General features: G+C 66.0%; 12 protein-coding genes and 1 CRISPR repeat array. Of the genes, 4 read left to right on the top strand and 8 right to left on the bottom strand.

Going from position 1 to position 12,376, the window contains the following annotated elements; genetic code table 11:
* Positions 1 to 18 precede the first annotated feature (18 nt).
* Both IEY31_RS07355 and IEY31_RS07350 read right to left on the bottom strand, forming a co-directional pair.
* On the bottom strand, positions 19 to 279 hold the full coding sequence (locus IEY31_RS07355; protein WP_188970487.1) for a hypothetical protein: 261 nt from the start codon (positions 277 to 279) through the stop codon (positions 19 to 21).
* Positions 260 to 424 (bottom strand): hypothetical protein, encoded by a 165-nt coding sequence (locus IEY31_RS07350; protein ID WP_188970485.1) that lies wholly within the window; start codon positions 422 to 424, stop codon positions 260 to 262. Before IEY31_RS07350 ends, IEY31_RS07355 begins: the two co-directional genes overlap by 20 nt.
* A 610-nt stretch (positions 425 to 1,034) precedes the next feature.
* Here IEY31_RS07350 and IEY31_RS07345 point away from each other — a divergent pair.
* Positions 1,035 to 1,349: a hypothetical protein gene (locus IEY31_RS07345; RefSeq protein WP_188970483.1), complete on the top strand. Its 315-nt coding sequence runs from the start codon at positions 1,035 to 1,037 to the stop codon at positions 1,347 to 1,349.
* A gap of 386 nt (positions 1,350 to 1,735) precedes the next feature.
* Here IEY31_RS07345 and IEY31_RS07340 read toward each other — a convergent pair whose 3' ends face one another.
* The 6 genes from IEY31_RS07340 to cas1 all read right to left on the bottom strand — a co-directional run bounded on the left by IEY31_RS07340 (position 1,736) and on the right by cas1 (position 6,610).
* The gene (locus tag IEY31_RS07340) at positions 1,736 to 1,951 is read right to left on the bottom strand and encodes a hypothetical protein (protein WP_188970482.1); all 216 of its coding nucleotides are present in this window, start codon (positions 1,949 to 1,951) and stop codon (positions 1,736 to 1,738) included.
* A gap of 197 nt (positions 1,952 to 2,148) precedes the next feature.
* Positions 2,149 to 2,922, bottom strand: coding sequence for a hypothetical protein (locus tag IEY31_RS07335; RefSeq protein WP_188970480.1), 774 nt, complete (start codon positions 2,920 to 2,922; stop codon positions 2,149 to 2,151).
* 240 nt (positions 2,923 to 3,162) lie between these two features.
* Positions 3,163 to 3,981 (bottom strand): CRISPR system precrRNA processing endoribonuclease RAMP protein Cas6, encoded by an 819-nt coding sequence (gene cas6, locus IEY31_RS07330; protein WP_188970478.1) that lies wholly within the window; start codon positions 3,979 to 3,981, stop codon positions 3,163 to 3,165.
* On the bottom strand, positions 3,981 to 5,342 hold the full coding sequence (locus tag IEY31_RS07325) for a hypothetical protein (RefSeq protein WP_188970476.1): 1,362 nt from the start codon (positions 5,340 to 5,342) through the stop codon (positions 3,981 to 3,983). Before IEY31_RS07325 ends, cas6 begins: the two co-directional genes overlap by 1 nt.
* A 56-nt stretch (positions 5,343 to 5,398) precedes the next feature.
* Positions 5,399 to 5,677, bottom strand: a complete 279-nt coding sequence (gene cas2, locus IEY31_RS07320; RefSeq protein ID WP_188970474.1) for a CRISPR-associated endonuclease Cas2 — start codon at positions 5,675 to 5,677, stop codon at positions 5,399 to 5,401.
* Between the two features lie 9 nt (positions 5,678 to 5,686).
* Positions 5,687 to 6,610 carry a CRISPR-associated endonuclease Cas1 gene (gene cas1 / locus IEY31_RS07315; protein ID WP_188970472.1) on the bottom strand — a complete coding sequence of 308 codons (924 nt, stop codon included), beginning with the start codon at positions 6,608 to 6,610 and terminating at the stop codon, positions 5,687 to 5,689.
* 44 nt (positions 6,611 to 6,654) lie between these two features.
* Positions 6,655 to 8,680: direct repeats of the CRISPR family, unit length 35 nt; unit sequence GTTTCAATCCCTTATCAGGGAAATGGTGCTGAGAC.
* Positions 8,681 to 9,030: 350 nt separating this feature from the next.
* On the opposite strand from cas1, the gene cas10 reads away from it, so the two are divergent.
* Genes cas10 through csm3 form a run of 3 tightly spaced genes read left to right on the top strand, consistent with a single transcriptional unit; the run spans position 9,031 to position 12,375 of the window.
* A complete protein-coding gene (gene cas10, locus IEY31_RS07310; RefSeq protein WP_188970470.1) occupies positions 9,031 to 11,076 on the top strand; it encodes a type III-A CRISPR-associated protein Cas10/Csm1 in 2,046 nt (681 codons plus the stop codon).
* A gap of 1 nt (position 11,077) precedes the next feature.
* Positions 11,078 to 11,524 carry a type III-A CRISPR-associated protein Csm2 gene (gene csm2 / locus IEY31_RS07305; RefSeq protein ID WP_188970468.1) on the top strand — a complete coding sequence of 149 codons (447 nt, stop codon included), beginning with the start codon at positions 11,078 to 11,080 and terminating at the stop codon, positions 11,522 to 11,524.
* Between the two features lie 2 nt (positions 11,525 to 11,526).
* Entirely contained in the window at positions 11,527 to 12,375 is an 849-nt protein-coding gene (gene csm3 / locus IEY31_RS07300; protein WP_188970466.1) for a type III-A CRISPR-associated RAMP protein Csm3, read from the top strand.
* Position 12,376: the final 1 nt, after the last annotated feature.

The raw sequence follows: 12,376 nt of genomic DNA, 5'->3' as shown, positions 1-12,376 counted from the left end.
GCACGCACTGTCCGGTCGTCAAAGGGCTGAGGCGGTGCGTGACTGCCTGCGGTGCCGGGCCCGCACCGCGCGGTCCCAGTTGTTCAGGCAGTTCAGCAGGGGCTTGCCGTCACGGGCGCAGTCCTCGGCGCGCTTCATGAAGGCGTCGAACTCGTCGGCATAGTTTTTCCTGGCAGGTTCGGTGTAGACCGTGCCGTGGGCGATGCGGTTGCGACGGTCTCGCCAGTCGTCCAGCCGGGCCGATAGATCCACATGGCGGTCATTCTTGAATATGGTCAAAGTCCAGATGGAAGACCTTGATCAGGTACCCGAGGTTGCCATGCCCGGTGAAGGTCTTTTGTTCGCGGATCAGGTCATCGGCCCAGCCGGCGGCCTGCAGCTTGGGCAGCACGTACTGGCGGCAGGTGTCGGCCTCGGTGATCATGCGGCGCTTGGTGCGCCGACGAGACGCTGGTGCCTTAGCCTTGTCGGGCCGACGCTGGCCTTGGCATCCTGCCAATTCCCGCGGCAATGACCTGGAACAGGTCTCATGCACCACAGTGTAGAGCGGACCCACTCACCGGAAGCCCACAAATTGTTTGGGGCATGTGCCGTCGTCTCACCGCCTTGCAAACCAACAGGGACATGAGGACAGGGAGAGAAATACGCGTCTAGTACACGGATTTTCTCGTCCCGGCCATGGTCAATGCCTGAGGCGAGGCCAGGACACCCTTGCCCGCCTTGAGCGATCCTTCAGAGAATAAATGCCTTGTCAGTGGATCCGCAGGGGCCTGGTTTGATCAGGCCGTCGCCAACGGGGTTGCCTTCTGAGCTGCGAGGATTCGTGTAGGACTGTACTAGGCGGTAGGCGGCGGTTTTCGTCGTTCCAGACGAAGAAAAACAGCGTTTCGGCGTGCTATCTTTTGGTTGCTGGGAACGCTCACCCCGGCGGAGGTAGAACATGAGTCGTCCACCATTCGGCCCCTCTGCTCGCAACGGCGTTCAGCGCCGCCGCAGCGTACGGCATGCCCCGCTGAACGCCGTTGGTGAATCGCATGCCGCGTGACCGTATGATCTGGAACCCCAAAGCCATCGCTGGCGTGCCCGAGGGGATCGTGCTCGACATGACCCGGTTTATCGAATCCGGCGACATCTATGAATGCACCTGGTTCGTCCGGCACATGCTGCAGTGCAACTTCTACAAGCTGGCCCGGAACGCCGAAGACCACGAACTGGACCTGGTGGGCAGGGTCTACCGCATGATGCTGGCCGACGTCCCGCGGGGCTGCTTCGGCTCCGAGGAGGCCACGTTGCGGTGGCCCGGGCTGCGCAACATCAAGCGCTCCAGCCCCCCACTGGTCAAACCTTAGCCGGCCAGCTTGTACCAGGACGTCTGTGTAACGTCTCCTGACCCCTGCTTTTCACTCTTCGTGGCGACCCATCTGCCAATACTGGCTGAGACGCCCGGGCTCCTCGCCTGGGCGTCTTTTTGGGGCGCGGGTGTTATATACCCCGGCCAGGGTCAGCGGCCCCATCTGGGGTGCCCCTGATCTTCCTGTTCCCCCTCCCCGTGTCTATGGCCTTTTTCTTGCCCGTGAATACGGGGCGCGAGGACAGAAACGCCAATTCTTGAAAACCCGCGCCACGCCTGGCCGAAGAGCTGGCCGGATCAGGATCCGTTCTGGCCCCCATCCCTGCCGCTCCAGCCCACCCCGCCGACGTTGTACCCCGATGGATGCAACTCGTCACGGGCCCCTCAGGCGAGCAGGGCGTTCATCTGCCGCTCGAAATCCTCCCAGGCTGCCGGGTCTGGCGCAGTGGGGACACGTCGATCCTCGGCTGGAGCGAGCAGCCACTCGCTGAAGGCCGGCGGGTTGACCTGGATCTCGCTGCCGTCCCTGACCATCGCCATGTAACGCTCACTGAGTGGCAGCCCCCGGTCGTCTGGCCAGCGCAGTGGCCCGCACCTCACCTGATCACCAGGCAGCGCGGCGGTGGCAATCTGGCTGCCGCGGCAAATCTGGGGTTCACTGCATCAATGGGGTTCACTGCATCAATACGACTCTTGAGTTCGATCAAGTTCTCAATGTGCCGCCAGGCTGCCAGACGCCCCGCCAGGGCTCGTCGTCCCTCAGCGACGTCCTGCGTCCACAACACACGAAGGCTGCCCTACGACTCCGGATCAGCTTCGCCGCGCAGTTGGGCGGCGGCCTCGAGTCGCTCGCGCACGGCCTCCGGGGTATCCAGAGCCGCCAGTTCGGCATTCCACTGAGCGATTTCAGCGTTCATCACCGCGATGTTGACGGTCGATTCCACGATCCGTTCCTCGGCCAGAGCGATGCGCTCGTTCTGACTCTTGATCTGGCTCTGTGTGTTCCAGATACGGAACTTCAGCGAACCGGCACGCCCGACGATCGCCTGCAGGCGCTCACGCTCGTGTAACTCGGCCGACGTCAGCGGGAAATCCACGTCGCCCCGTTCCAGCGGCGCGCCGGTGAGCAGCGCCACGCCGGTCGGCAGCCGCGTGCCGGCCAGTTCGGCGAGCAGCCGCTGCGCGTGCGCCTGCTCCAGTGGCATGGTGGCGGCGGTCAGTTCACGCTCCCGGATGAAGTTGCCCTCGTTGGGCATGTTCCCGCCCAGTGCGTCCACGCCCACACCGTGGAGGATGGTCAGCCCATGGGCGTTGGCCGCGCCGCACACGGCGTCGTTCAGGATCTCGCCCAGATCACCGCTGGCGGCCGTACGCGACAGCGGCATGACAACGCGCGCCGCAGGGTACACCGCGGCGGCAAGCACGCGGCGGCCGTCGACGTCCACGTTGACGTAACACACCTTGTCGTCACGGTTGACCACCACCCGCCTGACGCAGGGCAGGGTTTTGAGGGCGGCGCGCAGGACCGGCAGGGCTTCGGGCGTGCTGATGGAGGCTGGAGAATTCGCCATGCCCTGATCCTTGCACCACCCCCTTCGGCGGAATCTGACCCCTGCGGGTGGCTGAGGCAGGGGCAGTGACACCCGCATCGACGCGCCGTATCGGGAGCCGCCCTGATGGTTGCCGCATGCGAGGGCCACTGGCGCGGTCCACGCCCCGGAGGTCAAACCGTCTTGCCCGCCGTGCGGCCTGCTTGCCTGCTCCCAGTACGCCAGACCGCACGATGCCACGGCCCATCCCCCAGCCCTGAATCAGGAATCCACCAGATCGGCTGGACTCGCGTCGTGCGGCGCGCTGCGCTCCTCCCAGCCCCACGCCTCGACATGGCCCAGGCCGAAGGTGGTCTTGTACCCGACCCCGGCGTAGTTCGCGAACTCGGTGAGGAGCCGCACGAAGGTCGGTTCGGCGTCGCCGGGCCGGGCGAGCTGGTAGTGCACCTCGCCCAGGCTCGCGGTCATCGCCGCGCCACGCGCTCCCTTGAAATGCACGCTGCGGGGCCGGAGGCGGTAACCCCGGATCCGCACGGCGCGGCCCACCCAGTCGTTGAGTTCCGGTCCGAAGTGCAGGTCGCTGAACGCCTCCCAGCGCCGCTGCAGCCCGTAGTACACCGTCTTCGGGACAGGGAAGGGCATATCGAGGTCCGTGGTGCGGAACGTCGTCGGGGTCAGGAAGCTCAGATGCAGGTCCCGGCCTCGCACGTCGGCGGCGTGCCGCGCGTACAGGTCACTGTAGGACTCCTGCGCCGTGACGCGGACCGTTTGCGTGGTCGCCATGAGGGTCATCTCCGCGCTGCCATGGTTCCGTCCAGGGGTCAGCGCGCTCAGCAAGGGTTCCAGCAACCGATCGTCCAGGACGCCCACCTGGAACGTGAGTTCCGCCCCGCCCTCGCCGTCGGTCCACTGGGTCTGACCGATCCGGAATCCCTTGACTTCCGCCGCGTGGATCTGCGCCGAGAGGGCCACGCTGACCCGTTCCAGGGCGCTGAACAGCAGGCCGTGAAGGGGCACGCCCAGCAGCCCCGCCGGCCGGGGCGTGTGCACACTGAGCGTGACTTCCAGCAGGGCCGGCATCAGGCCACCCACCCGTGCAGGTCATCCGCCAGCTGGGCCAGGCCCGCCGCCGAGACCGGACACGCGTCCGGATGGGCCGCCCAGGCCCGCGCCCACGGTTGCTTCCACGGGTAGGCCCCCAGCAGCTGCCGCACCACGCCGTCCACGGCCGCCCGGTCCACCTCCCCGGGCACGCGGCCCTGATGCAGGGTCAGGTTGCGCCACTCGCGCACCTGCGCCAGCGGCGGGTTCGGCGCGGTCCGGCGGTCACCGGCGTCGAACACGTCCACGTTCTCGAGCCCCAGTGTGGGGGCGCGCAGCACGGCCAGCTTGTCCCGGAGCGACAGGAACCGGAGGCGCCCCTGCGCGTTGAGCAGTTCAGGGGCAAGGTCCGCCTTCAGCCGATCGAACAGCCCCGCGCCGAGGTCACCCGCCGTCAGCGGACGTTCCGTGTCCGGCAGGCCCGCCTGCTCGGCCAGTTTCACCACCAGCAGCTCGTGCAGCGCCACCGCCCACACCAGGGCGTCGGCCGTGCGTTCCTGCGCGGCTGCCCGGTTGTAGCGCCCCCAGGTCAGCCAGATCAACACCTCCGCAGGGGCGTGCCCCGCCTGCTGGATGAACGATTTCAGGGCATGCAGCGGCGGGACCTGCATCCCCAGGGCGCTCAAGGCCTCGCCGGCCGCCGCCGCGTCCCGCGCGTCCATCCACCACAGCGCGTCCGCCACGGCTTCCAGGACCCCTGCTACCGCCTGACGCCCCGGCAGTTCCAGCGGGCCGGCTGCCAGCGCCGCAAAGGCTGTGCGCGCGCCCGCGAAATCAAACCGGCGCAGTGCGCCGAACGCGCCTTCCAGGCGCAGCACCTCCTCGAGAAACGGCAGGGTCGCCTCGCGCCAGTGAGGCCTATCCGGCGCGCGGTAGGTGGGCCGGTCCACCTGGTACAGCCGCACGTCGCCGGCGCCGAACCAGCCCGAGCCGCGCAGCACCTTCATGGCCTCGAGCATCTGCGGGGTGCCGCTCGACACGTTGACCCGGGCCTGCCCGGCGTGCCGGAAGCGCCCCAGTGCGCGCGCGAACACCGGCAATACCTCCGAGGCGACGTTCGGCGTGACCTGCACCGGCACCGCCGAGACCCGGACCCCCGGAACCCGGTCCCGCACGGCCTGTTCCAGCGCGGTGCGCTGGGCATCGTAGCCTCCTGGCCACGCGGCATTCTGCGCCCCGGGCGTCCAGGCCAGCAGCACCTCCGACACCGCCTCGCCCGAGGCCAGCAGCGCGTCCAGCAGGTCCAGCGCTGGCCCCTGCTCGCCGCCTGGCCGGACCTGTGGATCCTGACTGCCCACCACCGTGAAGAACGCCACGCCACCTGAAGCTGAATCCGTCATGTGCTCCCAGTATGGCCACCGCACCCCACAACCGGAACCGCATGTGTGCGCCGCCGTCAGAAGGAAACCACCAGCGGCACCTCCAGCACCTGCACGCCGCCCACCTGCCACCAGGTTCCGGACGCGACCACCGTCATCAGCAGCAGGTCTTCCCCGTGATCTGCGACCCGCTCCAGCGCCTCCCGCAGCCGCTGCACCTCGCGCGCCGAGCCGCTCAGCCGGAAGACACTGCGCTGCACCCGCACCCCATACCGCGACAGCAGCCGCGTGAAGCGCCGACGCCGCCCGTCGCTCGGCGTGTCGAAGGCCACCAGGATGTCCTGCCGGAGCGTCACTCCTGGCCCTCAGGCGCGAACCGGCGGCACCCAGCACGCGCAGCCGCCGCCTTCGGCCCACGTGCGCTGCACCGCCGCCACCTGCTTTTGCAGCGCGGCCACCACGCTCCATTCGGTCATGCGCTGTGCCACCGCGCCCGCCACCGCCGCGCTGCCTGCTGCCCCCAGGCGCACCTCGCCTTCCCGCGCCTCGAACCCGTCCAGCTTCAGGCGCCCGCTGCGCAGCAGCGACGCCACCGTCAGGTCGCACACCGGCCCCCGGAACGGCTCCATGACATCCAGGGCCAGGGCCGGACGGCGCCCGTGCGGCACGTGCAGGGTGCCCAGCCCCGGATGCAGCCCGGCCCGCGCCACCGCCACACGCGCCTGCCCCAGCAACAGCATGTAGGCAAAGGACAGCGCCGCGTTCACCGGGTCCGGTGCCGGGCGGTAGGCCCGCCCCACAAAGCCCCACTCCGGCAGCGCCCCGGCCAGGGCCGCAAAGTACTGCCGCGCCGCCGCGCCCTCCATGCCGCGCAATGCGTTCTCGTCCGCGGCCTCCTCCACGGCTGGCGCGTCCAGGACCCCGCTGACCCGCAGGCGGCGCAACACCCAGCCCGCGTTGGTCACCTTCGCCCGCACCAGCGCCCGCGCCGCCACCAGACGCGCCTGGGGTGAGGCCAGCACCTGAACGCGCAGGGCTTCCACCTGTCCTTCCACGTTCCCCAGCACGCTGAAGGGCACGGTCCCGGCCCGCGCCTGAAGATGCACCGGTACGCCCCGGCCCGCCAGATCCGCAATGACTGCCGTGCTGATCCGCGCGTTCCCGATCACGATCAGCTCGGTCACGTGGCCCAGTGGCACCGCGTGCTGGCCTGCTCCTGTCTCGACGATCAACTGCCCGCCCCGCGCACTGATGGCCGCCCCCGGCGTCTGAACCAGAACAGATGTCATGCCCCCGTGTGGCCGGGTGTGACACAAAGCGGAAACAGGGGAACGGGAGAATCCCTTGACAGGGAAATGGTGCGGAGACGAGCGGGCATATCTGGTAAAGGACAGTGTAGGCGGGTGTTAATCCCTTATCAGGGAAATGCTGCTGAGACTACCTGACGAGCGAGCTAGAGGAAATGGGAGAAGGGCTTCAATCCCTTATCAGGGAAATGGTGCTGAGACGGCCCACCGCCTGACGGGCGCATCGTTCACGGTGTTTCAATCCCTTATCAGAGAAATGGTGCTGAGACCATCCGCATCATGAACGGGTGGCGGGCGCTGGGGCTGTTTCAATCCCTTATCAGGGAAATGGTGCTGAGACCAGACGCCCCGCATCAAGGCCAGCAACCCGTTCGAGGTTTCAATCCCTTATCAGGGAAATGGTGCTGAGACGATGCGCATCGAGATGATGATCAAGGAGGCCAGGTTTCAATCCCTTATCAGGGAAATGGTGCTGAGACTTCATCACCGTTAGCAAGATGGTCAAGCGTAGCAAGGCGCAGTTTCAATCCCTTATCAGGGAAATGGTGCTGAGACATCTCCCGCAACGGAGGTTACGATCAAGCTGGACCGTGTTTCAATCCCTTATCAGGGAAATGGTGCTGAGACGCGGTACAGCGTGAGTGCAACGCGGTGATGTATCAGTGTTTCAATCCCTTATCAGGGAAATGGTGCTGAGACCCCGTGGACGAGGCGATGCGCGTGGGCTTCGAGGGTTTCAATCCCTTATCAGGGAAATGGTGCTGAGACTTGATGAATTTGATTTCACGTACATCCCGGTCGGAACGTTTCAATCCCTTATCAGGGAAATGGTGCTGAGACGATCAACGCTGCCCTGATGATTGCCATAAACAACAGTTTCAATCCCTTATCAGAGAAATGGTGCCGAGACGGTACGATTACACTGTCCTCAAGGGCGCGGAAGTTTCAATCCCTTATCAGGGAAATGGTGCTGAGACAGCCGCGTAAGGCAGGCTCAGCGCACAGGGGAGAGGGTTTCAATCCCTTATCAGGGAAATGGTGCTGAGACACGCAAGACAACGGGCCAAGCGGGAGTCGGAGATTCTGTTTCAATCCCTTATCAGGGAAATGGTGCTGAGACTGGACCTGCACGACTACACCGGCAAACGCACCCAGTTGTTTCAATCCCTTATCAGGGAAATGGTGCTGAGACCCTCAACCCGGAGTTCTCTTCCGAGCCGCTGGATGATAGCGTTTCAATCCCTTATCAGGGAAATGGTGCTGAGACGATCGCTGACGCAACCGAGTTCAACGCGGACTTCTTGTTTCAATCCCTTATCAGGGAAATGGTGCTGAGACCTGATTATCGCACGCGACCTGAACGTGCACGTCGCAGAGTTTCAATCCCTTATCAGGGAAATGGTGCTGAGACCAGAGGCCTTTGCTCCTGAGGGCTGGGGTGGACGCTGGTTTCAATCCCTTATCAGGGAAATGGTGCTGAGACAAGGTGGTCGAGATCGAGGCCGCACAGCAGGAGGTTTCAATCCCTTATCAGGGAAATGGTGCTGAGACGCCCGTATCCGGGTTCACACCCTCAACGCTGATCTGGTGTTTCAATCCCTTATCAGGGAAATGGTGCTGAGACCTGGGCCAGAGCAGCGTTGTTGACGAAAAGTGCCAGGGTTTCAATCCCTTATCAGGGAAATGGTGCTGAGACCACATAACCAGCACAGTCATAAGCACTGCTGCTGGTGTTTCAATCCCTTATCAGGGAAATGGTGCTGAGACCCCGTGGGCTGTGCTGCGCAGGGCCGTGGATGCCGCGTTTCAATCCCTTATCAGGGAAATGGTGCTGAGACGACTGGACTGGGCCAAACCCAAGCCGGATCAGGGAGTTTCAATCCCTTATCAGGGAAATGGTGCTGAGACCCGTCGCCTGCTGGGCTGGTACTTCCGCCACCAGCTCCAGGTTTCAATCCCTTATCAGGGAAATGGTGCTGAGACCACTGAGACAGGTTGAAACACGGCACCTGAAAAGGTTTCAATCCCTTATCAGGGAAATGGTGCTGAGACTCTGCCCTTCAGCGGAGCCGTACAGCACGTTCTTTCTAGCATGTGAACTGTAAGCAGATGATGAGTATGCATTCACCCGCTGAAGATGAGAGCCCGTATCCCCTCCGAACATCGTGCCAGTAGACGGCGGAACGAAAATGAGAGAAATGGAGTCGTGTATAGCTGTTCCTGCTGTCCTGCGGCGGATTTTTCTCTCTCATCTGCATAATCTTCATTTTCGTTCCGTCATGGGCGTGTGGGCCTTTCCGCTTTCCCCCGGTGGGGGCCATACGCAAATGTGGAAGCGGGCCTTACCCGTTTCACGTAATCTATCGTGGGCTCTAATACTTCGCTAATACAAAAGGTGGCCAATGGAACAGGAATTGCAGGCGCTGCTCCGGCATTTGCGGAGCGGTCAGGCCCGGGGGCTGGACGTGGTCTTCCAGCATCTTGGCGAGGGGGGAGGGAAGCCCGGGGCGTACCGCGTGGCGTCCTCGCGGTATCCGCTGGCCGAGGTGGACCCCCTGACGCCCACGTTGCCCGGTGGTTCTGGAGACGCGGCGGGACTGGCCCGGGGACTGGAGGCCGCGCTGGGCGGCGCACGGACACCCGACGCCCGGCTCACGGTCCTCGAGCGGTTCGGGGGGTTCGTGGCGGCGGTGGACGCCAGCGGGGCAGAGGTGGGAGGCGTGTCGTGGTTCGATCAGGCGCGCCTGCGGGCCGCGCTTGAGGCCTGCGGCGAGCAGGTGCTGGTGCTGCGGGCGGATGTCAGCGGCATTCAGGACTTCATCTACCGCGCGGAATCCGGCCGGGCCTCGCGGGCACTGCGGGCGCGGTCGTTCTACCTGGAACTGCTGGCAGTGCATGCACTGCGGCAGGTCCTGGCGCTGTGCGGGTTGACGCGGGCGAACGTGGCGTACCTGGGCGGCGGCGGGTTCCAGCTGTACCTGCCGGCCCGCTGCGCGGATCAGGTCAGGGCGTTCGCGGCCGGATTCGATGCCTGGCTGTGGAACGAACATCAGGGCACGCTGGGCTTCTCGGTGGCGTCGGTGGGCGTGCCGATCGCCGGCGTGCTGGAGGGCCGGGAGTTCCAGCGGGACCTGTCGGCACAGCTGACCCGCCAGAAGGCCCAGCGCCGCCGGGGACATCTCACGGAAGTGTTCGGGGGCGCGGTGTCTCCTGGCCAGCGGCAGCGTCAGGAAGAGGCGCTGTCGGCGGCCCTGATCGACTTCGGGGGGCTGCTGACGCGTGCGACCCACATCGAGGTGCGGGACGCGGCGCAGACCGGCGGCAACGGGTGGATCACCATCGGGGAGCGGGCGTACCGGCCCCTGCGGGCCTCGCCGGGCGACGCCCTGCCCCCGGAACGGCTGGCGCTCAACAGCCTGAAGGACCCGGACGCCTTCCCGATGCTGACGGGCAACTACGTGACGCGGGTGCGCGACGTGCCGCCGGCCCAGCGGAACCTGGACGCCACTCAGGCCGAGGGGCCGCACAGCGTGGCGTCCCACGAACAACTGGTGGACCTCGCGCTGGGGCAACCGCGCCTGGCGCTGTTCCGCTGCGACGCGGACAACATGGGCACGTACTTCGCGGGCGGCATTCCAGGCCACTCGGCGGCGCGCCACGCCACGCTCTCCCGGCTGATGGGGCTGTTCTTCCAGGGCTACGTGAACGCCATCTGCGCCCGGCGCGACCCACTGCTGCCCGGTGTGCCGCAGGCCCCGCGCAGCGACGCCGGGGGTCACGGGCGCTACCTGAACATCATCTACAGCGGCGGCGACGACGCGGTGGTGGTGGGCGCGTGGAACGAGGTGCTGACCTTTGCCGTGGACCTGCGCCGCGCGTACCGGGCCTTTACCGGCGGCAACGACCGCCTGGGCCTGAGCGGCGGGGCGTTCATCGCAAAGGCGAAGTACCCGCTGCGGCGCATGGCGGACCTCGCCCATGAGGCCGAGGGGCTGGCCAAACAGGCCATGGTGGACGGACAGGTGGTCAAGGACGGCTTCGTGCCGTTCCTGACCACCGACGCGCCGGGGGGCGACCCTGGCGCCGCGGTGCGCTGGAACGTGTTCGCGGCGCTGGACGGTCAGGCCGGCGCGCTGGACCGCACCCTGGACCTGCTGGCGGCCTTCCTCCAGCTGAGCACTGAACACAGCGGTCCGGACGGTATCGAGCTGAGCGTCAAACGGGCGTTCCTGTGGAAGCTGCAGGCGTTCGCGCAGCGGGAAGGGGACGCGTGGCGGTTGCCGCTGCTGCACTACGCCCTGGCCCGCGCCACGCCGCCCAGTGACCACCTGCCCGACTGGCAGGCACTTCAACGCACGCTCCTGCGCCGCGACAGCTGGCCTCACCTGGCGCACGTGCTGGGCTTCTTGCACCTCGCACGCCCCACGGCCCTGGAAAGGAAGGACTGACATGAGCTGGACACAGACATTCAAGACCGCACGCGGCGACGCCGCCACCCTCAGTGACATTCAGGATTTCAACGCGCTGGTCTCGCTGGCCGATCAGGTCGGCCGGGAGCTGCAGGGCGGCGGCGTGAGCAGCCGGCAGATCCGCGTGCTGCTGTCCGAGACCACCGCCGGGGTCAGCCGCATCCGGCGGGGCCGCACGCTGGGCATCGACGCGGCCTCCCCGGACCGGGCGCAGCAGGACCGCGCCGCGCAGCGCGAGGCGGCGCTGCTGAACATCAGCCTGGTATACAACGCCGGGCGGGCCAAGAGCGGCGAGGCGTACATCCGCCAGTTGACGGACCTGATGGGGGACGTCACGGGCCACGTGAAGACCTTCGAGGATTTCAAGGTGCTGCGCAAGTTCAGCGAGGCGGTCATGGCGTACTTCAAATTCCACGGGGGCAAATGAGCATGGAACGTCAATTTCACGGAAAGATCATCATCGAGCTGCCGTTCAAGCTGCTGACCGGAACGCACATCGGCAACGCCAACGACGGCTTTGCCATAGGCGGGATCGACAAGGTCGTGATCCGCGACGCCGTGACGCGCCTGCCCATCGTGCCGGGCAGCAGCCTGAAGGGCAAGCTGCGCTCCATCGTCGAAGCCCTGGAGGGCATGGAAAAGGGCCAGCCGCTGGAGCAGGGCAAGTGGTACAACCGCGGTCACAGCAACCTGTACCGCCATGAGGCCGACACCCGCGAGGATGCGCTGAAGAACGCCGTGGACCGCACCTTCGGCACAACCGGCAAGGGCAGCTCGGACACCAACCACCCGGCCAGGCTGGCGGTCGGCGACGCGCAGGTGACGCGGGAAACGGCCGAGGTGCTCTCGGAACTCGAGGGGGACTTTCCGTTCACGGAAATCAAGAGCGAGAACTTCCTGGACCGCATCACCAGCGCCGCGAACCCCCGCAGCCTGGAGCGCGTGCCCGCCGGTAGCGTGTTCGTCAGCCGCGTAACCTACACGGTCGAGAACCTGGACCACGTGAAAGACGACCTGAAGTTCCTGCTGGCCGCCCTGCGGTGGCTGGAAGACGACTACATCGGCGGCAACGGCAGCCGCGGCTACGGCCGCCTGAAGTTCGGGCGGGCGGAGCAGCTGCCGCTGGACACCATCAGCAGCCTGCCGATCCGCGTGACGGTCAAACCGCGCCGCGCCTACCTGGAAGACACCGAGCCGCCCGCGCAGGACTTCGATTCGGTGCAGGCCCTGCGCGAGGCGCTGAGCGGCACGCTGCTGCAGCCGCTGCAGGGGCGCTGAG

The sequence above is a fragment of the Deinococcus aerolatus genome (genome assembly GCF_014647055.1).
GTDB classification, from domain to species: domain Bacteria; phylum Deinococcota; class Deinococci; order Deinococcales; family Deinococcaceae; genus Deinococcus; species Deinococcus aerolatus.
This window is presented reverse-complemented; position numbering and strand designations above follow the sequence as displayed.

Coding starts and splice junctions, on each gene's coding strand:
- IEY31_RS07325 (WP_188970476.1), bottom strand. CDS start 5,342: ATGACGGATTCAGCTTCAGGTGGCGTGGCGTTCTTCACGGTGGTGGGC.
- cas6 (WP_188970478.1), bottom strand. CDS start 3,981: ATGCCGGCCCTGCTGGAAGTCACGCTCAGTGTGCACACGCCCCGGCCG.
- cas1 (WP_188970472.1), bottom strand. CDS start 6,610: ATGACATCTGTTCTGGTTCAGACGCCGGGGGCGGCCATCAGTGCGCGG.
- csm2 (WP_188970468.1), top strand. CDS start 11,078: ATGAGCTGGACACAGACATTCAAGACCGCACGCGGCGACGCCGCCACC.
- IEY31_RS07345 (WP_188970483.1), top strand. CDS start 1,035: ATGCCGCGTGACCGTATGATCTGGAACCCCAAAGCCATCGCTGGCGTG.
- IEY31_RS07335 (WP_188970480.1), bottom strand. CDS start 2,922: ATGGCGAATTCTCCAGCCTCCATCAGCACGCCCGAAGCCCTGCCGGTC.
- IEY31_RS07350 (WP_188970485.1), bottom strand. CDS start 424: ATGATCACCGAGGCCGACACCTGCCGCCAGTACGTGCTGCCCAAGCTG.
- cas10 (WP_188970470.1), top strand. CDS start 9,031: ATGGAACAGGAATTGCAGGCGCTGCTCCGGCATTTGCGGAGCGGTCAG.
- csm3 (WP_188970466.1), top strand. CDS start 11,527: ATGGAACGTCAATTTCACGGAAAGATCATCATCGAGCTGCCGTTCAAG.